The 19,366-nt window shown below is 41.0% G+C and carries 16 protein-coding genes; 12 read left to right on the top strand and 4 right to left on the bottom strand.

Annotated elements, in window-relative coordinates:
* Positions 1–215: 215 nt before the first annotated feature.
* The 4 genes from A1QO_RS12750 to A1QO_RS12735 all read left to right on the top strand — a co-directional run bounded on the left by A1QO_RS12750 (position 216) and on the right by A1QO_RS12735 (position 6,505).
* The gene (locus tag A1QO_RS12750) at positions 216–2,333 is read left to right on the top strand and encodes a carboxylesterase family protein (RefSeq protein WP_017041053.1); all 2,118 of its coding nucleotides are present in this window, start codon (positions 216–218) and stop codon (positions 2,331–2,333) included.
* Positions 2,334–2,452: 119 nt separating this feature from the next.
* A complete protein-coding gene (locus A1QO_RS12745) occupies positions 2,453–3,643 on the top strand; it encodes a BamA/TamA family outer membrane protein (RefSeq protein ID WP_026026914.1) in 1,191 nt (396 codons plus the stop codon).
* A 109-nt stretch (positions 3,644–3,752) separates the two neighbouring features.
* Positions 3,753–5,429 (top strand): amidohydrolase family protein, encoded by a 1,677-nt coding sequence (locus A1QO_RS12740; RefSeq protein ID WP_017041052.1) that lies wholly within the window; start codon positions 3,753–3,755, stop codon positions 5,427–5,429.
* A gap of 92 nt (positions 5,430–5,521) precedes the next feature.
* On the top strand, positions 5,522–6,505 hold the full coding sequence (locus A1QO_RS12735; RefSeq protein ID WP_017041051.1) for a CobW family GTP-binding protein: 984 nt from the start codon (positions 5,522–5,524) through the stop codon (positions 6,503–6,505).
* A gap of 312 nt (positions 6,506–6,817) precedes the next feature.
* On the opposite strand, the gene A1QO_RS12730 is transcribed toward A1QO_RS12735, so the two are convergent.
* From A1QO_RS12730 to A1QO_RS12715, 4 genes are all read right to left on the bottom strand, one after another.
* Positions 6,818–7,993 (bottom strand): threonine/serine exporter family protein, encoded by a 1,176-nt coding sequence (locus A1QO_RS12730; protein WP_017041050.1) that lies wholly within the window; start codon positions 7,991–7,993, stop codon positions 6,818–6,820.
* Between the two features lie 230 nt (positions 7,994–8,223).
* Entirely contained in the window at positions 8,224–8,994 is a 771-nt protein-coding gene (locus tag A1QO_RS12725; RefSeq protein WP_017041049.1) for an EAL domain-containing protein, read from the bottom strand.
* 115 nt (positions 8,995–9,109) lie between these two features.
* Positions 9,110–10,096, bottom strand: a complete 987-nt coding sequence (locus tag A1QO_RS12720; protein WP_017035959.1) for a DUF2955 domain-containing protein — start codon at positions 10,094–10,096, stop codon at positions 9,110–9,112.
* On the bottom strand, positions 10,086–11,150 hold the full coding sequence (locus A1QO_RS12715) for an HlyD family secretion protein (protein ID WP_017037879.1): 1,065 nt from the start codon (positions 11,148–11,150) through the stop codon (positions 10,086–10,088). Before A1QO_RS12715 ends, A1QO_RS12720 begins: the two co-directional genes overlap by 11 nt.
* Positions 11,151–11,359: 209 nt before the next feature.
* Between A1QO_RS12715 and A1QO_RS12710 the strand changes: the two genes are divergently transcribed.
* The 8 genes from A1QO_RS12710 to A1QO_RS12670 all read left to right on the top strand — a co-directional run bounded on the left by A1QO_RS12710 (position 11,360) and on the right by A1QO_RS12670 (position 19,317).
* Entirely contained in the window at positions 11,360–12,091 is a 732-nt protein-coding gene (locus A1QO_RS12710; protein ID WP_017041048.1) for an EAL domain-containing protein, read from the top strand.
* 575 nt (positions 12,092–12,666) lie between these two features.
* Positions 12,667–13,179, top strand: a complete 513-nt coding sequence (locus A1QO_RS12700) for a hypothetical protein (RefSeq protein ID WP_017035963.1) — start codon at positions 12,667–12,669, stop codon at positions 13,177–13,179.
* Positions 13,180–13,193: 14 nt separating this feature from the next.
* Positions 13,194–13,748, top strand: coding sequence for a hypothetical protein (locus A1QO_RS12695; protein WP_241790450.1), 555 nt, complete (start codon positions 13,194–13,196; stop codon positions 13,746–13,748).
* Positions 13,748–16,519 (top strand): CS1-pili formation C-terminal domain-containing protein, encoded by a 2,772-nt coding sequence (locus A1QO_RS12690; protein ID WP_026027037.1) that lies wholly within the window; start codon positions 13,748–13,750, stop codon positions 16,517–16,519. The genes A1QO_RS12695 and A1QO_RS12690 overlap by 1 nt, the downstream gene beginning before the upstream one ends.
* Position 16,520: 1 nt before the next feature.
* The gene (locus tag A1QO_RS12685; protein ID WP_017041045.1) at positions 16,521–17,237 is read left to right on the top strand and encodes a hypothetical protein; all 717 of its coding nucleotides are present in this window, start codon (positions 16,521–16,523) and stop codon (positions 17,235–17,237) included.
* Positions 17,237–18,274, top strand: coding sequence for a hypothetical protein (locus A1QO_RS12680; RefSeq protein ID WP_017041044.1), 1,038 nt, complete (start codon positions 17,237–17,239; stop codon positions 18,272–18,274). Before A1QO_RS12685 ends, A1QO_RS12680 begins: the two co-directional genes overlap by 1 nt.
* A 1-nt stretch (position 18,275) precedes the next feature.
* Positions 18,276–18,788: a porin family protein gene (locus A1QO_RS12675; protein ID WP_017037886.1), complete on the top strand. Its 513-nt coding sequence runs from the start codon at positions 18,276–18,278 to the stop codon at positions 18,786–18,788.
* 166 nt (positions 18,789–18,954) lie between these two features.
* Positions 18,955–19,317 (top strand): hypothetical protein, encoded by a 363-nt coding sequence (locus A1QO_RS12670; RefSeq protein ID WP_017035969.1) that lies wholly within the window; start codon positions 18,955–18,957, stop codon positions 19,315–19,317.
* Positions 19,318–19,366: the final 49 nt, after the last annotated feature.

Below are 19,366 nucleotides of genomic sequence, written 5' to 3'. Positions count from 1 at the left end.
TAAATAAAAAGCGACATCCACTCACGGTAGTCAATATAGGTAGGGTCACGTCCTGCATAAGCGATTTATTCAAATTTAAAGAGTGAATTAATATCGCACCATAAAGAAAAAATACTTCAAATACTCCAGAAATGAGCATGGCTGAGCATAGGGATTCTCAGGTTTGATGATACCAATATCAGGTCAGATGGCCGAACACATTTACGGGTACAACCATGAATTTAACGCATCGCTCACTCATTGCTGTCGCTATCACTGTTGCTCTTTCTGCGTGTGGTAGTGATGAAACCAGCTCACGTCCTATTAAGCCAGAACCGCTTCAGCCATTACCAACAGAGCAGGTTTCAGTATCCATCGGGGACGCGACTCTTTTGGCAAATAGAGAGTCTGTTGTGATCAATACCTTAGCAGGTGACGAGCAACGCGTATCCATTGAAGCGTTTAAAGGAATCACTTACGCCGATCAGCAGCGTTTTCAGCACAGTCAACTCCGTCAATTAGAAGACAATGCTGATGGCGCTATAGATGCGACACAATTTGGCGCCGTGTGCCCACAGCTTAAAATAACCCAGCAAGCGCAATCTGAAGATTGCTTGAATCTTAATATTTGGCGTCCTTCGGAGATCAATGGTTCAGAGTCATTACCCGTGTATGTCTTTATTCATGGTGGGGACTTTGAATATGGCGCAGGTTCTGATGCCATCATTAACGGCGATACCGTCGTTGCTCAAGGCGTATCCGACGACCAACCGTTTATAGTGGTTACCTTTAATTACCGCCTAGGGTTATTGGGGAGTATGTGGGTGGATGGGAAAACCGATCCAGAAGGCGGAAACTATGGCCTTGGCGATCAAAAACGAGCGCTAGAATGGGTAAACCAGAACATCGTAGATTTTGGTGGCAACCCGGACAATGTTGTACTCATGGGTCAAGGGGCTGGTGCAATGTCTGTCGGCATTTTGCAGCAGCAAGAATCTAAAGAGCCAGTAACGGGTGAAACGAATAATTATTTCCAACGTGCGGTTATGCAAAGTAATCCTTATGGATTTGATTACCGTAATTATACTCAAGCGAAAGACGCGGCGAGTAAAGTTCAGAACTACAGTATGGAATTGCATGGTACTCAGGATACAGAGTCGCTGTCTTTGCAAGACTTGATGACAGTTCAAGCCAAAGTACTGAATCCAATCAATAAAATCGGAGCGTGGACAGGGTTAGATTGTATTGATCTCGATAAAGCTGATTATGGTGCACTCTGTCTAACATCGAAGGTTCTAGGCGAAGATACACCAATGGCAAATGTTATGTCTTTTGCTCCGTATATTGAATATAAAAAGCTTGTAATTGGCAAAGACTATGGGCACCACTTAACGGTGCAGCCATCTCTAACTGAGTTCACGGTTCCAACCGTGCTGGGGGTTAATAGTGAAGAATCCAACGGCTTTGGAATGTTACCGAGTTTGACGTTCCTTATCCCAACAATAATAGAACTGATCAATGATTTAGATAGTGAAGTTTTCAATTCTGATGATCCAGAGACAGTCGTACTTTCACTATCAAGCTGGTTGAGTTCTCCAAGCAACCTAGTGGTATTAGAGGATGAGATCAACTCATTAACCGCTGAAGAAATACATGCTCAGATTGAGCTTGAAGATGTGTTAAACCTATTACCAAGTAGTGCTTATGAAGCCATTACCAAGCTGTTTTTTGGGTTGGGTCATCTCGAAGATACCAACAAAGTACTGGCGTTAACTGATTACATGCCAAATCCAGAAGGTCAATTAGGTGGAGCCTTTAGCAACATGTCTGAGTTCAAACAATTACTGAACGATGTTGTGTTTGCAGGTCCTTCTCGCTCCAAAGCAATGGCATCGAATCAACCTGTGACATTTTATCACTTCGGCTATCGTCCGAGCTTCAACGTGTGGACATATGAGACGCAAGGTAGCCTGGATATCGGTGATGTGACCAAATCAATCGGCTGTATTAGCGGAGCTTGTAACGCATCTGAACTGCCATTTGTGTTTAACAAAGCGGTCAAACTAGATGGCACTGAAGTTCATCCTTCTTCAAACGAAGTCGCACTGATGAACCAAATGTCTCGATTGTGGTTTAGTGACGCCCTGTTTTCTGACTATGAGTACAGCGCACAGAGCGATAGTGTCATGGTTATCGATGACGCGGGTGAGATCGGCCTTGAGTATGATTGGGATAGATACACCAATGAAGGGATTGATCCAGAATTGCGAAATGGTCGTCTAACCGGATTAAAAAAAGTATTGAGTTCAGTCTCTAACAATGATGCATTCATCGACACTGAATTGACATACTGAACAGGCAACCAATCTATAAACTTCCAACCATAAGTATCGAGATGTCTATTTCTCTTGTGCATGGTAATGACTCAATCTCGTGCTGGGTGCCCGGCACTTTATATTTCAAAGGTTCAAAAATGAATACTATTAGGCTGACTTCTGCTTTGGCTTTGTCACTTTCTCTACTCGCTCCGAATGGCCACGCATCATTTTATGATCCCATTGATAATAAGCTTGATCTCGGTGAGCACCTAGCCGAAAACGCTTATGGTTTCTTGCCTATTCCCATCTTAATCACGGAACCTGCGGTTGGTTTGGGCGGGGGTGTTATCGGGTTGTTTCTTCATGAAAGTGAAGACGAAAAAAATGCCCGTAAACAACTTGCAATGACATCCCTAGATGGAGGCGCCCAGTTGATGCCAGCGGCGATTACGTTAGCAGGGGCTGCGGGGACAGAGAACGGGACTTGGTTTGCATTTGCTGGCCATCGACATTCGTGGCTAAAAGATACCATTCGATATACGGGTGGCGTTGGCGCTGGAAAGGCGAACCTCGATATTTTCAAAGAGTTCAGTATAGGTGCGTCGTACAACAAAACGATTCAATTCGGCACAAAAACCTCGGGAGTCGCTGCGCTTCAGCAGCTCCAATTTCGAGTGGCAAACACACCATTGATGCTGGGTGTGAAACAGATTATTGGCCAGAGCTCGGTAGAGTTTGAGACCAGTAATGAAGATGTGAATAACGTTATCAATGGCGTTATTCACTATTTTATGGGCGAAAGCTCGGTGACCTCTGGGCTGGGTGTTGTCGCGGAATACGATACCAGAAACAATATGTTTTTCCCGACTAATGGTTATTCGGTTAACGCAGAATACATGGTGTATGACGAAAAAATTGGCAGTGACTGGAATTATCAAAACCTGAATATTAATGGTGAAGTCTATATTCCAGTGGCTGAGCGCTGGACCTTAGCGTTTGCGGGTAACTATCAGAACTTCAATACGCAAGAGCACTATTTACCCCCGACTGTTCGTCCCTATGTTGAATTACGTGGTATTGCTTCCTATCGGTACCAAGGGGATGAAATTGCAACGGCTCAATCTCAAGTGACTTATGCGATTGATAATCGTTGGACCGTTTCTGCGTTTTATGGCCTTGGTAAAGCGACAGTAGAGGGCAGTCTGTCAGATGATGAAAGTGTCGATGCGTATGGTGCTGGATTTCGCTACCAGATAGCTCGCCGATATGGGTTACACATGGGGGTAGACCTCGCTTTTAGTGACGATGACAGCGCGTTTTATATTACGGTTGGCAGTGGATTCTAATGGTGGAAAGGTGGGTGTTAAACAATCGATTGATTTTGCCACATACTGCATAGTTTTCATAGCAATCATGAACTAGCATTCTTTTACAACAAACATAACAGGTATCAATATGAAACATTACGACCCAAACGAATTGGACGCTACGCAAGTATTACTTGATGGTGTCGATACAGATAAACGTTCGACTTTGACTAAGTTAGCGGTTGGGGCGGCGGCACTGCCTTTTGCCTCTGTTTTACATGCAGCCCCTGAAAAACTGGTTGGCCAAAACATCAAACTGATGCCTAACGAGAAAGGGCCATTTGATGTCGTTATCGAAAATGGCCGTGTTGTTGATCCTGAAACCGGACTCGACGCAATTCGTCACGTCGGTATTAAAGGCAAGCGTATTGCTGCAATCTCAGACAAAAAGCTGCAAGGCAAAACAATCATCGATGCTGAAGGTCTCGTGGTTGCACCTGGCTTTATCGATATGCACGCTCACGGACAACAACTTCCTGCTGCCCGTGCTCAAGCATTCGATGGCGTAACCACCGCTCTTGAGATGGAATCTGGTCTATTCCCAATCGGAACGTACTACGATATTACTGCTGCTGAAGGTCGCCCGATTAATTACGGCGCTTCTGTAGCATGGACTTACGCTCGTATTCAAGCAAAAGAACCTACGATGCCTGCTCCTGATGGTACGATTGTTTGGTTCCAGAAAGCTTTTTCTAAAAACAATTGGCAAAATACCCTAGCAACCCCAGATGAATTAAAACAAATTCTGGGCTCGGTTGAGCAAGGTCTTAAAGAGGGGGGCTTAGGCATTGGTATTAACGCGGGTTACGCACCAGGTTATGGCCACAAAGAGTACTATGATCTTGCTAAACTAGCAAAACGCTATGAAGTACCAACCTACACTCACGTTCGTTACCTAAACAGCGCAGAGCCACAATCAAGCTTTGAAGCATACCAAGAACTCATTAGCCTGTCGGCGACAACGGGTGCACACATGCACATTTGTCACCTCAACAGCACGTCAGTACAAGATATCGAAGATTGTGCCGATTTAGTTCAATCCGCCATTGATCAGGGGTTATCCATTACTACTGAAGCTTACCCTTATGGCGCTGGCTCTTCAGTAATTGGCGCAGAAGTTTTCCGTGGCGATGATTGGTTACAACGTTGGGGCGTCCCAAGCGCGAGCTACATGGAAGCGAATGGTAAAGCACTCAACCAAGAAAAAGTCACTGAACTACAAGCATCAGCGCCCGGTACCGTTGTTGTCATGCACTTCTTAAAACCCGATGAGAACAAAGAAGATCGCGCAAAAATGGATCGTTCAGTATTGTTCCCAGGTGCAGCTATCGCATCTGATGCAATGCCTTGGATGGATGATAAAGGTACATTAATAGAAGGTGATGTATGGCCGCTACCAAGTAACGCAATAGCTCACCCTAGATCGATTGCTTGTTTCTCTCGATTTATTGAAAAATATGTCAATGAATACAAAGCCGTAACACTAGTAGAAGCGATGGAACGAACGAGCTTAAACGCATGTCGTATTCTTGAGGACGCAGTGCCACAAATGGCAAATAAAGGCCGTATTCAAGTAGGTAAAGACGCTGATTTAGTTATTTTCAAACTTGATAAAGTCAAAGCGGTGGCAACATTTGAAAAACCCAATGCGCTGTCAACGGGTATGGAATACGTACTGGTTAATGGTACGCCCATCATTGAAGGCGGTGAACTGCTGCTAGACTCAAACCCAGGTGAAGCGGTTCGTAACAAAGTGACGGGCTAAGTTCTCCTGACTTAAGAGGTTGGGCATTAGCTCAACCTTTTTTATTGCTTACCGAGTAAATATAGACAACGAAAACCGAAAGAGAGCATGCTATGAGCAAGAAGCCTATTCCAGTAACAATTTTAGCCGGATTTTTAGGAGCAGGGAAAACGACCCTACTAAACCATATATTAACCAATGCAAATGGAATGCGCATGGCTGTGATCGTCAACGACTTTGGTTCAATTAATGTTGATGCTGAGTTGGTTAAATCTAAGAGTGAAAACATGATCAGCCTAGAGAATGGCTGTATCTGTTGTAACCTTGCAGAAGGCCTCGTCGTTTCGGTAATGCGTTTACTCGCATTAGAGGAACGCCCAGACCATATTATTGTTGAAACTTCAGGTATTGCAGAACCCAAAGAAGTGGCACTTCAATTTGAAGATCCGGAACTGCAAGCACACGCACCTTTAAATGCAATCGTGACGACGATCGATGCGGAAAACATTCTAGGGCTAGAAGGCCCAATGGAGACGTTGTCGAAGCAGCAAATTCAAGTGGCTGACATTGTTCTGGTTAATAAAGTTGACCTAGTTGATACGGATAAACTAGAGCAAGTCAAAGCATGGTGCCGTGTACAAGCTCCGTTTGCTAAATTGATTGATATTTCATTCGGCGAAGTGGATTTACCTATCTTATTTGATGCCCCTGAAAGTACACGCTTTGTCACTAACAAAATAGCGGCTGATCAAAAGGAATGCCAGCACCATGATTGTCATGATGAGCACTGTCATCACGTGAACCATGATTTCGAAACATTCAGCTTTGAAACTGATCAACCACTTAATCTACAAAGTTTGTATCCTCTACTGCAACAGTTTTCAATTGATGCTTATCGCATGAAAGGTATTTTAAATTTAACCGATCGTCCTGATCATCGCTGTGTATTTCAGTGCACGGGCCAGCGAGCCAATGTGACGGTTGGAGATGCATGGGAAGATGATGAATCTCGTTCGTCACGGTTAGTCTTCATTGGACCTAAAGGTGGCCTTGATAAAGAGAGTATGCGTAAAAAACTGAACGCACTGGTGGCGTAGTTAGAACGGAAATGGAGTAGATGGCAAGCCTATCAACCTAGCGCTTGCCTACACCTAGCTTACCTCTGCCTAGTTTGCATTGACTCATCCTAAGCATCCTTATCTTATTGAATTATTGGCTACTTTCGATTCTATTCGGTTTTTCCAAATCCATATTGCTCATTCCCCTCGCCATCTGAAACAAAATAGTCTTATCGATTTTCGAGACTCTGTTCATCAGTACCTTCTCAGAATCGGTTAACGTCAAAAAGCAGATAAAGACTCAATCGTGGGTTATTGGGGCGTGTTGATCAGCGATTGTTAGATCGATGGTTATTCCTCAATGATGGAATCAAAATGACGACTAAATATAGAATAAACCATGATTTGTCCCGCCATAATCGCGCCAAACATCAGCAAGGCGGACAGACCAATATTCGGAATGGGTAAAATGGAGGTCGCAAAGAAGGACTCACTTGCTCCGACAATGATTCGACTACCGGGGACAAGAATGATGATCCCTTGAATAATGTATATGAGTGGTGGAACGTGACGCAATTTTCCCATCCCCAACCCGTAAAGCGTAATGAGTATTGTGCTTACCCATGTACCTACAACCCAATCGGAAGTAAACCAATGTGGCCCCCACATGCCAATTGCCGCGACAGGAAGGCCTAAGAGAATTTCTGTCATACTTGCGTTGAAAATAAGGCCAATAGCGACAGAAATCCCGATCAGTGCGGTGACATGAAGAACGAATGGGATTTCATCAATAAATACCGGTACCGATAATGGTTGATTGATTATGTTGGCTAAGCCTAACCCCATAACAATGCCGATGAATATTTTCATTACTATGAGTGCGCTTTGTGCAAGCAGTTCGATACCTGACCGAAAGTCATTGAGAGCAAGACTGGCTAAGCCGTTGGTGACGGTTAACCCAGGAATAAAAAGGACAATGGAAGAAATGCACAGTGCCAATGTTGGTAAGCCGGGAACCTGTGCCGCTATCATACCGGTTAAAAAACTGGCTACTAAGGCGACAAAGAACTCGACAAGAATGCTTCTTGGCCCAGTCAGGAAAATTTGTGCTAGCCAGGCTATAGCGCCCAGAATAATGGATAAACCGACCGCCAGATAAGTACTGCCAACTAACATTAAATAACATGGCGGAAGCAATAAATTGGCAAAGCACAAGGTACGATTCGAGTAGGTTTCTGAACCTTCGTAATGGGAATGAGTCGAAAGCCCTTTAAGCGTTGCGACTAAATCACGTAAGTTAACCGAGGGTGGTTTTTTGTTTTCCATCACGACTTTTTGCGTGGGTTGCTCAAAAATAGTGATGACTTTTGTCGGGGTCACATCAATAGAGACATCAATGTTCTGGCGTTTTGCATAAGCTTGAGTGTATTGAGCTACCGAGTAAGGCGCGCAACCAGATTGATGTAATCGGTCAGAAAAGCTCAAAATTTCTTGCTGGCATTGTTCGATATGATTTGTTTGTTTCATTCTGTTTGTTTCTCAATCACCAAGGCGATATATGTTTGAGGGGCATTCTAATTCAATAGTATCCTCATTCAAGCGTAACCAATAGTCGTGTATAGAGGACGGGCCCCTACAAACGAACAAGGCAATGGTTAAAAAGATAGGATTCATTGAATTGAATACATAAGTTAGGGCGATTTTTACCCACGAAGGCGTGATGTGTTCGAATATCCTGCTATTTTGTGACGATACTTTTACTGCGGAGAATGAAAGTTGACCACAGGTAAACTTTCGAAGGCGGGCTTGGCAAAATAGTAGCCTTGCATCAATTCAACTCCAGCTTCTTTTAGCCATAGGTATTCATCAACGCTCTCTATACCTTCCACTAAAGGGGTGATGTTTAGGTCACTAAATATATTCAAGCAATTTAACACAATCGACTGACGAGCCTTATCGGTATGGATATTTCTGATCAAGCCCATATCTAACTTAACGATGTTGGTTTGAAAGTCTGCCAGTAAGTTGAGACCAGAATAACCCGAACCGAAATCATCGATCGCAGTCTTGAAGCCGAGAGATTTATAATACGCAACGATTCTTTGTACATGGGTACTGTCTTCTATTCTTTCAACTTCGGTGAATTCAAACATAATTTGTTCAACGGGAAAGTCGTATTTAAGCGCGGCCTCTAAGGTAGTGCGAATGCAGCGCTCAGGCTGATAGATGGCGTTAGGTAAAAAATTGATACTAAGCATAGAGGAGATGTTTAACTTTGCTGCTAACGCGATGGCTTTAATGCGACACAGTTGGTCGAATAGGTAACGATTGTCATCGTTTACTTTTGAAATAATAGAATACGCAGATTCGTTATTAAGCCCTCGAACCAATGCCTCATAGCCAAAGATGCTTTCAGTTTGGCAATTTACGATAGGTTGAAAAGCCATAGTAAAATCAAAATCAAGCGGCTCATCGTTGCGGCAATGACCGCAAGTAACTTTATTGCCGTCGAGTAATGTTCCTTTCATATACCTAGCCTTAATTCTTGTTGTTATACTCTATTCTAGTTGAGTTCCCATTGAGTACTAGTGCAAATGCAACAAAGTGTAAAAAATCATTAAAATTAATAGTGTTAGAGGGTTTTTACTCGAAATGAGGCTTCGCAAGGTTGAGAATAATAGCGCCGATAAAAATAGCTAAGGAAATAGAGACTAACCGCATGAGCTCAGCGGAAAGTGATTCCGTGCCCTGATGTTTAATGATCTGATACGTTAAAACAGTAAAATTGGTGAACAGCAACTGATAGATACTCATTGTGACTTTACGTCGAATCGCGTAGCAAGCGAGTTGAATTCCGCAAAAAATGGTCACCCCAATAACCACCCAGTTCGGCACGCTAACGGTAAACAAGAGCAAAACGGGCATCGTAAATAAAATACCGATGACCGTTGTAACCAGCTTGTTCTGAGTAAAGGTTTTGTGCTCGTGCGGAAGGTGGGTTTTGATCATACTGCTGATGGTAATAGCGATAAGTATGACTTGTGAACTCCCTGTACCTAATAATGCAGCTAAAACCAACCACATGGCAGTTGCTTTAAAGGCTATTAGACCAAGATGCGCTGTGGCGGCTTCTGTACTTTGCTCATCGGGCTGAATATCTCGTTCATCGCCAGGAAAGACCCAAAAGGCCAGTGAAGTGATAACGATAGCGATCAGTAAATCTTGAAACATTAACCAGGGCAGGGCATCGACAGGTAAGTTCATTTGTTTACTCATAACGGTCATAATAATGACCACCATCAACATTAAAGTTGCAAGTATGTCTTTTGAGTTTTGGTGGCTTCGGTAATAACTCCAGAAAAAGACAGACCAACTAAACAGAGCGTAGCCTGTGGGAGAATCAAGTAGCAAACCGGCAAGAGAAACCAGAATAAAGCTGACAAAAAAAAGAATGATCAGCAGCTTGAACAACAAATTAGTGGGTGGTTTAGAGGGCATCAAGGTTAAAAAAATTACCACAAACACCGGCGATAAAATAGGCAAAACCGCCCCACTGTGTTGCAAATAAAACAACAACAGTATGGGAACAAATACGATTCTTATAACCGGATTGGCTGGACTACGAAACATAGGTCCAAATACTCACGATTTTCATCCATAGCACCGATAGCCATTCACCCAATCGGCTTTGTTCGGTATGAAAAGCAACCGTTGCCTTAGAGCCAAAACGAATATTATCGGGCACTTCTCCATGGTCAAAAACAATGTTGACGGGGTAGCGCTGTGCCCCGAGAGAATTGGAGTCAGCAACTAGAAATCCAGTCGCTTGATCAACGTTATTGCTTCCACCCGTTCCCCAGCCAACGCTGTCTACTTTACCTTGCAATACGCGGCCTGGTAGTGCATCGAGTACAATTTCAACATTTTGTCCTGCTTTTATATATTCGATAGAGTTTTCGCGTAAAGAGGCAGAAATCCAAACCTCTCGCGGGTCGATGAAAGTCAGCATCGGTGACCCTACTGATGCTTTTTGCCCTAAGGTCAATTGAAGATTCGTGACGATACCATTTGAAGGGGCCGTAATCTGAGTGCGCTGTAAATCTAATTGAGCTTGTTCTAATTTTGCCATTGCGGATAAAATTTGCGGGTTGTTACTGCCTTCTGGGCCTAAGTTCTGTTTTGCTTGTGTTAATGAGGCTTCAGCGGCTTCAAGCGCGGCTTGTGTACGTTCGCGAGATTCCCTCGTATTATCTAATTCTGCTTTGCTCAAGACTCCTTTACTGGCAAGTTCGGCGATTCGGGCGAACTGCTCTCTCGCATTATCACGAGCGGCTAGTGCATCAACCACTTTAGCCTGTGCGATTTCAACTGCTGCAGTATTCGCACCGATGCTTTGTCCTGCCAATGCTAAATTTGCTTGGGCAACCTTTAACGCAATTTCGTAATTTCTAGCGTCAATCTTGAATAAGATATCGCCTGCCTCTACGACCTGGTTATTTTTGACCAATACTTCGGTGACATTGCCAGAGACTTCTGTTGCAACTCTCACTAAGTAAGAATGAACTCTAGCCGTTCCTGTCATGGGTGTAACACGATCCGCCCAAAGGCTGTAGAACCAAATAAACAGCACGATACCAATGATGAAAAAGCTTAATTTTTGAGATGATTTTTCAGCGGCAGACATGGATTCGACTCTTAGAAAACAAAACACCTATATTAAATTGGAAAACAGATAGCATCAAGCTATCAATATCTTTCTATAACCTGTACTCAGGTGCGTACTATTTCGGAGTCAGTCTACACTGCAATGAATGAAACACGCCGTTCACTTGTGAGAGTTATTTCTAATTAAGATAATCAGCGCATCGGTCATCAGAAATTGAGAATGAGATTATGTATAGAAATACGATTGAAGGTGTCAATCATAGTGCTACAAGCTTTACTCCCTTCACTTTTTCGTGTCAGAATTTCAATGTGTATTCTCAATTGATTACCTTAGGTGTTAGACACGAAAATATACATCCCCATGGCACAGTAGAATTACTGTTTCGTCCGGAAAATGTGGACGATGTAGATTTGTTCTATGACGAGTTATCATTGTCAGAAGCTATGGTGAAAAAATTCACAATTGAACAAATTGACTGGATGAAATTGAATAAATCTGCTTTGTCTGAGCGATTCAAAACTATTTTTATGAATATTGAACCCGCGGCCCTAAAAGAAGAACAGACCAGTTATCGAATAGCCTCTCTAGTTAGCCAATACAGAAGTGTTGGTGTAAGTCTATTCATTGAAATTACAGAAAGAAGCTGCGAATGGGATAAAATCCCGTTTAAAAAAATAAAAAAACTCGGTGTTGACTTGGTACTCGATGATTACCAACCGAGTACACATGATCACATTTCTATAAATCAGTTTAGCTCTATGTTTAGTGTGGTTAAGTTGTGTATTGATGATTATGAAATTAGTGATTTGATTAGCATTATATCCCAGGCTGTTAATGAAAATATGAGAGTCATTGTTGAAAGAATAGAAGATAAGCTTCAATATTCATTGGTAAGAGACTTTTTTCCTTTTGCTCTGATGCAGGGATACTATATCGATAAGCCAAAAATCATTATTTGATAAAAATTAATTTTAGGATTAAAACTATGGAATTAAATTCAATAATTAGCTTTCTACCAAACTTAACGGTTAAAGAGTTAAAGGACATAGAAGTAATAATAAATCAAGAATTGACTAATCGGGAGGGTGGTATAAACACTTCACTAAGTGACATTGAAATATCATTCCTTTTAAATCTTTTTAAATATGAAGAGAAAACCACTTGCAAGTAATGGGCTTAGTTACCCCTAAAGATCTATTGGAAATAGAGTTCACATTTTAAATCGACTCAATTGAGGTCATTCTCTTTCATCACCTTCCATCCCTTTTCATTCATTTTATTCCTAAATATACAACAGATAATTAATCATCAATAAATTACCATGTTTTTCGATCAAACCCTGAGATATCTATGTGCTATCTCAGGGTTTAATAATAACACTCTATTTAATGGCATATAAATCTAATGATTTTTATAAATGCTCAATATTTTTGGAATGGAATGTTGAATAGTGTTTATGTGCACCAATGAGTTAATGAATCCTAGGTTCGGATTTATATATGAAATCATGGCTAAAATTTAATAAGGATTATAAATGAAAATTGTCAACAAAAACGTTCTAAATTCTATGTTGTTAGTAGGTTTAACCACGAGTATTGGTGCTTACGCCGCTGCACCAGCTACCGTCACCTGGTATGGCGAGGTGCCAGTAACAGGAAATGATAATGAGTTAGTGATTACCGGACTTAATGGTGTTCAAGAGGCGCAAATCGGTGGGATTACGGCTGACTCAATGGGGGTTTTTAGTTCTGATGCGCTTATCCTCGAAGCTCATGTAAATGAGGGAGATCTCGATACACCAATCGTCGGTGAACTATCTAACGCTAACTGGTCATATCATGATAGTAAAGTCACATACGATGGTTTAGAACACGCTTCTTCACAGGTTTCAGTCTTTGTTAATGGTGAAGCCTTCTCACCAGAAAGTGATCCTGTTCAAGCTCAAACGGTGTCAATCAAAATATCACAAACAGCGCAGTTACCAGTAGCAGATATTGGCGGGTCTATTGTTCAAGCTAGTGTGACTCTGATGGCAGAAAAAGCCTAATTATTAAGTATTCGTTGGCTCGTAGTGTATTGCGAGCCATTTTTGGCGCCAATATGAAATTTTTCCCCATAATTATGTTACTTGTTAATGCTTCAGTGCACGCAGAATATAAAATTTTTCCGTTATCAAGCGTAGTTGATGTTAATAATTTATATAGTGACTCTATATCTAGCGTTGTGTTTGAACCAAATACAATTAGTCTAAATACAAAAAATGATAACAGCGGTTTTGAAGATGTGCTGGTACGTCTTAAAATTTATACGAATATACCAAAAGAACAACCTAATATAACTTACATATCAACACTCACAAGGAATTCATCAACTTGTACGGATTATTCGGGTGATAAAAATGAACAGAATGAATTTGTCTCTGTGTTATTTGATGGTGAATATATTAGCGAGTCGGAAAGTAGTGAAATATTAACCTTTGTCGATGATGATGGAGAGAATAAAAGTGGCGATCATATTGTCCAAATGGTTTTTAGGCCATTCGGTGAGATTATAACATCAGGTGTCACGGAAGAATGCGATGGTGCTATAACATTTAATATAGAGATCGATGTGTAATGATCAAGTGTAGAAGATTATGTATTGCTTTTTTATCTATATATACATCATTAGTTTTCTCTGAATCAATTCCGAAAGGATTTGAAAATTTATTTAACATGAGTGAATCATCATTAAAGCTGAGGAACCTTGATGGAACCATGTCGGAGCCGATCGTGTTTTTTACGTCATTTGATAGGATAAAGTTGGATGTTCATGATGTAAATTCGATGATTAATCTGACGAGGTATCTTGAAAATAATGAAATCAACGATGAATATAAGTCAATAATTATAGATGATTTCATAACTGGGGTAAGAGATACATCAAATTGTACAGGGGTGTTGAATGAGTGTGTAATTTACCCTGATACGTATGAAATAGTTCTCAACTATAATGATAAAGAAGTTTACCTATTCGTTTCTCCTAACGTGTTGAATATAGAAAGTAATGGGATTCAAGAGAATAAATTGTATTACGATGCGAAAAACGAACATAATGGTATCATAAATTCGTTTGATCTCTATGCCAGTGATTATTCAAATCAAAATTCAGTCATATCATTTAATGACAAACTCACTGTGGGTATGCCTTATGGGTATTTAAAAACAGATTTTTATCTAAATAATAGCGAAAGTGGTTCAGAACTATACGAGGCGGCTTACCATCTAGATGTAGATTCATATCTATTAAAAGCGGGCTATTTTTCCTATGATCCAGAAGTCAATACTACGGACTTTCTTAACGGGAATACTCGCATATCACAAAGCTCAATCACGTTTGGTAGCTCTAAAAACTTACTGATGGGTGGTGATAATAGCGATAAGTTACTCACTTTTTATGCCCCCACGAGTGGCAATGTATATATCTATCGTAATGCGCGCATAATACATCAAAATGTCGTCAAAGAGGGCGTGCATTCCATTCCCTATAGTTCTTTGCCCAGGGGCCGTTATGAAGTGTTACTTGAAGTAAAATCGGGTAGTGGGGTTACAACGACAACTCAAACCTATCAAATCTACAATAATAGCAGTGACAGTTTACCTGTAGGCAATGCTGACTTCGCTTTATCTTCCGGTTTGTTCAAAACGAATCATTATGACAATCGAATGAAGAGTGTAAACGATATTGAAGGTGATCCGTACGCGAAGGGATTAGTCAATTACCAACTATGGCCCTCTTTCAACTTAGGTATGGGTGGCATTGCCTCAAAGCAAGGAACGATGTTTAACTTAGGGGGATCCTATAGCCTATTAGATTGGGGGGGTTCATCCGAAGCAGTGTTTCGTCAGTTCGAAGACGCCTCCCACATGAATGCTAGCATTAGCGTTCCTTTTCTCAGTCTTGCATACGAGCAACTCAATAATCAAAACAGAGATCTTTTGGCTTCATATATGTATGGCTATGCGGATTTTTCTAGGGTGTCTTTAAACACAACTTATTCGTTTGGTCATGGTCAATCTATTTATGCAATTTACTCCATTAATGACGATAAATTACTGGATGCAATAGGCACATTCACAGACCAGCAATACCAACTGCTTTCAATTGGTTACACCACGCCTGCTCTACTGGATTCCAGACTTAATGTAAACCTAGATGTAACAGATGTTCGCGACGAAATGTCCTTAAGTATTCTTTGGAGTATCCCGCTTTCAACGACCATAGAGGCTATCTTAGGGGAAACCTCAAATACACGAGGTGTCGCATACCTTAAGACAACACTGAGAAAAAGTAATGTGATTGACTCTGATTCTGTGGCTACGTCTTTAGAGGTCAGTAATACCTATGATCGGGGTATCAACACTATCTACCAAAGCATGCTAGCAAGTGCTAACGGTAACACGTCATATGCGCGCGGGAATATATCTGCCCATGCCTCTACCAATGGTTATTATGGTATCAATCTTGGTTTATCAAGCACACAGGTTGTCGCCAACGGTGACATTTATTTTACGGACAAATCATCGGCCGCTTACGCGATAGTAGACGTTTCCATTGATCATGGCCTCTCGAACGGCCAAGAGATTGACGAAAAAGGGTATTTCACGTTGAAGAAAGGTGGAAAAAGAAACAGGCAATTTATCGTCTATGACGATCAAACCATCATGCCAGTCGAAGCTTACAATGAATATAAAGCGTCATTCGATTCAAAAAGCGTTGATCTCTATAGTACTGGAACTAAACAGTTAGACGTTTATGCTCAGCCTGGTACGGTGATGTCATTGTCCCCAAAAGTAAGCCGTACCGTTTCATTTATCAGTGCATTTAAAAATATAGCTGAGAAGCCAGTTTTCGGCATTGAGTGTGAAGGAGAGGGGTGTATAGAAGTAAATAAAATGTCCGATGGCGTTTATCGCGTTACTGTTATTGAGGGATTAGACTTCGCATTAACATCAAAAAATACCCGCTGTTTATTGCCCTATGAGTTCCATTCAACAAACCTAATGAATTTTGGTCAAAACTATTGCCTATCAATTTTTGATCGTAGTGAACCACTACTTGTTGATATTGACGGCCGGAATCTGGAAGTACTTTTTCTAGGTGTTTATCAAGAGTCACTGGCGCTAAATAGCAATATCAAGTTATTTGAATCACTGGGTTATCAAGTCATACAGAAAGATATAGGTCAGCAGAAAGCCATCTACATAGCTCAATCTCCTAATGATGTTAAAGACAGTTTTAATCAGCACAGAAAAGAAATTTCAGAAATAAAGAGGCTCGCACAAAAACATTATTATACCGATTCAGTGGAATATTATCCGATTACAAAAACTAAAAATGGAGATTAAGATGAAAAACATCATTCGAGGATTACCTTTCATAGCGCTGTTTTGTTCTCTTCAGTCTTTTGCATTTTCAGTAGATAAGATGTTTATTGTTAGTGATAAGAAAGGTAACGGAATTATCACGCTGAAAAATGATGAAACTAATCCTATTTTTGTAGAGGCACAGGTTCAAGAATTAGATGTCAACGATGGTGTTTATTTGGTTAAAACGCCATATGATATCAATAACATTGAAGATTGGAAAATCTCACTGACACACCAGAAATTGGTATTAAAACCAGGTGAAGAAAAAGCGGTGGGTGTACGGAGTCTTTGTTACAACACAACTTGTGACGGGTCGCGTGATCTTATGTTTATGTTGCCTTTTGCCCCAAGTAAATACAATCCAGAAGGGGAAGAGGTCAGTGGTATCGAAATTAATTATGGATTCTCTCCTGTCTATATTATTCCAACAACTAACCCTATCTATTCATACGAGATTTTTAATAACGGTGAAACGTTAACAGTAAAAAACGATAGTAATACGATGCTCAGTGTGTTTGTCAATAACTGTGATGAAAAAATTACATCGAATTGCAGACAAAAGTTTACGTTAATTGCAGGGCGAGAAAAGACCTTTAATTTACCTCCTCAATTACAAAGTGAACAACTCAATATTACCGTTACCTCTCATGATAAAAGTTACTCACAAAAAGAATCAGTAAAGCGAGGTAATAACTGATGCAGGGTAACGTAAGATTTTTTACCGTTTTAATTGGGTTGAGTGCAGTATTGTCCGCACAAGCATCAATTGGTCTTAGGGGAGAAGTTAGAGGCGGAAGTGTGAGTTGGGAAAACGTGACCATGGCTTATGGAAAGATGGCACCAAGTGAGTGGCAAGTCCCCCCTTTACTCCAAACATCAACGTCTTGGAAAGCAGGAACATTCGCAGCTTCTCCGCCTGAAACTATAAAACTAACTGGTAGCGATGGCGTCATGACTGAACCGTTAGATATACAGATCTTAGGCATACAGTACAATGCGTCGGGTATCGAGTATTCGGTGTCTGACACAGGTACAGGGAGTGGGTGTCGTCTAGATACTGTGACATTACCCATTGTGAGTGTAGAGGGCGACAATTGCATTTCATCGTATAAACTGAATAATGCCGGAAAATCGAGCCCATTTGTTTTCTTTAGACCACTATTTAGTATCGACGACCAAGATATTATTTCAGTATTAAGAGGAAAGACACCAGGTTTGTATTCGGCATCAATACCCATAATAATTCGTTACTACTATGAAAATCATGGTATTACTACATTTCGTAATATCAATGAAATAATGATCATAAGCCTTAAGTACGACCCTGTTCAATTGGATAGGGTCAATGTGACGGGTGATGGCGTAATGGTACCCAATTATAATTCCAGTACTCGTCGAATAACGTCTTCTACAGAATATTTCATTGAGGCAATAGGGTATTTTGATGATGGAATAAAACTTACTATGCTAGATGATGAGTACTCTCTTATTAATTCATCTGACTTTAATATAACAATCCCGTATAGCATTGTTTGTTCACAATGTCAGACAGTGAAATTAGTCGATGATGGTCAACTATTACTTCCAGATCATAGTACCTATGTTGGAGTAGGAAATGGTCCCAGTAGCCGTGTAGAGTTTAATCTAATGTTCAGTTATGACGTGGACGGGACGGTGATTACGTCAGGGGAATACACTGATCAAGTGACTATAATGATAGATCCGAGTATATAGTATGAAACACGATTATTTATTAGCACTAATTATTCTGCCTACGATTGCATTCTCTGGTAATGATCTCTCGCCGTTCCAAATTGGTTCGAGTGTCATGTTCTCTGTTATTGACACCAATGAATTGTCTTCTGAGGCCCTGGGCTATAAAGCAACACTGGGCTATAACATGAATAAAAATGTGCTTCTAGAAGTGGGGTATGGGAACTATAGAGCCTTTACGAATAGTCTTTCAGACATTACCCCTGTGCTTACTGAGTTAAAATGGAAAATTCCAGTGAGTGGTTACGCCTCATTATACGTGGGTGGAGGATTTGCTTTTATGAACAGTGATGCGAATCCTACTGCGGTATTAGGGATCAACTACCAATTAACAAAACATTGGTTTGCAGAGTTAGGCTACCAGTCTATTTTCGATATAGAGGCTAGCCAAAGTGATTTATACGCGTTGAATTTTTCGTTTGTTTACCGATTTCCAACCAGTGATGAGATGAGTACTACCTCAAGAAGCCAATAGTATATAAACCAAGGTTTTTAATTTACATGCGATCACTGGCTTAACTATTAACGTTGTTCATCTATCTCATCGATGGGGAAGCGATCATGGCTCGTGCCAAGATCTGAATTAAGTGAGCATTTATGAATTATTCAATAAAAATATGCTCAATATACATTGAGGTGCATTGGTTACCATTTTTACCGAGCCATTATGTAAAAGGCTTAACGAGAGTATATTCGATAGAGAGCAGAAATCTTGGTCAACAATAGCGGTAGCAGCTGCCATAGGCTTGGGGGGCGGAGATAAAGAAACGGACCAAGTATTAGAGAGCTCAATGCCATCCCTGCAAAATTATAGCATCAGTGCGCAATACCTATTGGTGTCAACCGGCTTTCGCGCTAATGATAAAACCGATTTATCAAAGAAGGTGTCAGTAAATCAAGGTGCTGGTTCTAAGCTAACCGACGTCGATGTGCTATCTAGAAATGACAAATGCAATCGATCACTAAATTCGCTTTTATCAATCATGGTGTGGTTCGCTCAATGAGTGGGCCCGTCAGCTATGACATCCCATTGCACGTATTTTTATCATGCCC

Source organism: Vibrio genomosp. F10 str. ZF-129, assembly GCF_000287055.2.
In the GTDB taxonomy this organism is placed as follows: domain Bacteria; phylum Pseudomonadota; class Gammaproteobacteria; order Enterobacterales; family Vibrionaceae; genus Vibrio.
The sequence above is the reverse complement of the archived record's forward strand: the minus strand, read 5'-3'. Positions and strand labels throughout refer to the sequence as shown.

What these genes read in the sequence shown, in the direction of transcription:
- A1QO_RS12690 (WP_026027037.1), top strand. Translation starts at nt 13,748, where the DNA reads ATGATCAAGTGTAGAAGATTATGTATTGCTTTTTTATCTATATATACA.
- A1QO_RS12675 (WP_017037886.1), top strand. Translation starts at nt 18,276, where the DNA reads ATGAAACACGATTATTTATTAGCACTAATTATTCTGCCTACGATTGCA.
- A1QO_RS12710 (WP_017041048.1), top strand. Translation starts at nt 11,360, where the DNA reads ATGTATAGAAATACGATTGAAGGTGTCAATCATAGTGCTACAAGCTTT.
- A1QO_RS12750 (WP_017041053.1), top strand. Translation starts at nt 216, where the DNA reads ATGAATTTAACGCATCGCTCACTCATTGCTGTCGCTATCACTGTTGCT.
- A1QO_RS12725 (WP_017041049.1), bottom strand. Translation starts at nt 8,994, where the DNA reads ATGAAAGGAACATTACTCGACGGCAATAAAGTTACTTGCGGTCATTGC.
- A1QO_RS12745 (WP_026026914.1), top strand. Translation starts at nt 2,453, where the DNA reads ATGAATACTATTAGGCTGACTTCTGCTTTGGCTTTGTCACTTTCTCTA.
- A1QO_RS12685 (WP_017041045.1), top strand. Translation starts at nt 16,521, where the DNA reads ATGAAAAACATCATTCGAGGATTACCTTTCATAGCGCTGTTTTGTTCT.
- A1QO_RS12715 (WP_017037879.1), bottom strand. Translation starts at nt 11,150, where the DNA reads ATGTCTGCCGCTGAAAAATCATCTCAAAAATTAAGCTTTTTCATCATT.
- A1QO_RS12680 (WP_017041044.1), top strand. Translation starts at nt 17,237, where the DNA reads ATGCAGGGTAACGTAAGATTTTTTACCGTTTTAATTGGGTTGAGTGCA.
- A1QO_RS12730 (WP_017041050.1), bottom strand. Translation starts at nt 7,993, where the DNA reads ATGAAACAAACAAATCATATCGAACAATGCCAGCAAGAAATTTTGAGC.
- A1QO_RS12740 (WP_017041052.1), top strand. Translation starts at nt 3,753, where the DNA reads ATGAAACATTACGACCCAAACGAATTGGACGCTACGCAAGTATTACTT.
- A1QO_RS12735 (WP_017041051.1), top strand. Translation starts at nt 5,522, where the DNA reads ATGAGCAAGAAGCCTATTCCAGTAACAATTTTAGCCGGATTTTTAGGA.
- A1QO_RS12720 (WP_017035959.1), bottom strand. Translation starts at nt 10,096, where the DNA reads ATGTTTCGTAGTCCAGCCAATCCGGTTATAAGAATCGTATTTGTTCCC.
- A1QO_RS12700 (WP_017035963.1), top strand. Translation starts at nt 12,667, where the DNA reads ATGAAAATTGTCAACAAAAACGTTCTAAATTCTATGTTGTTAGTAGGT.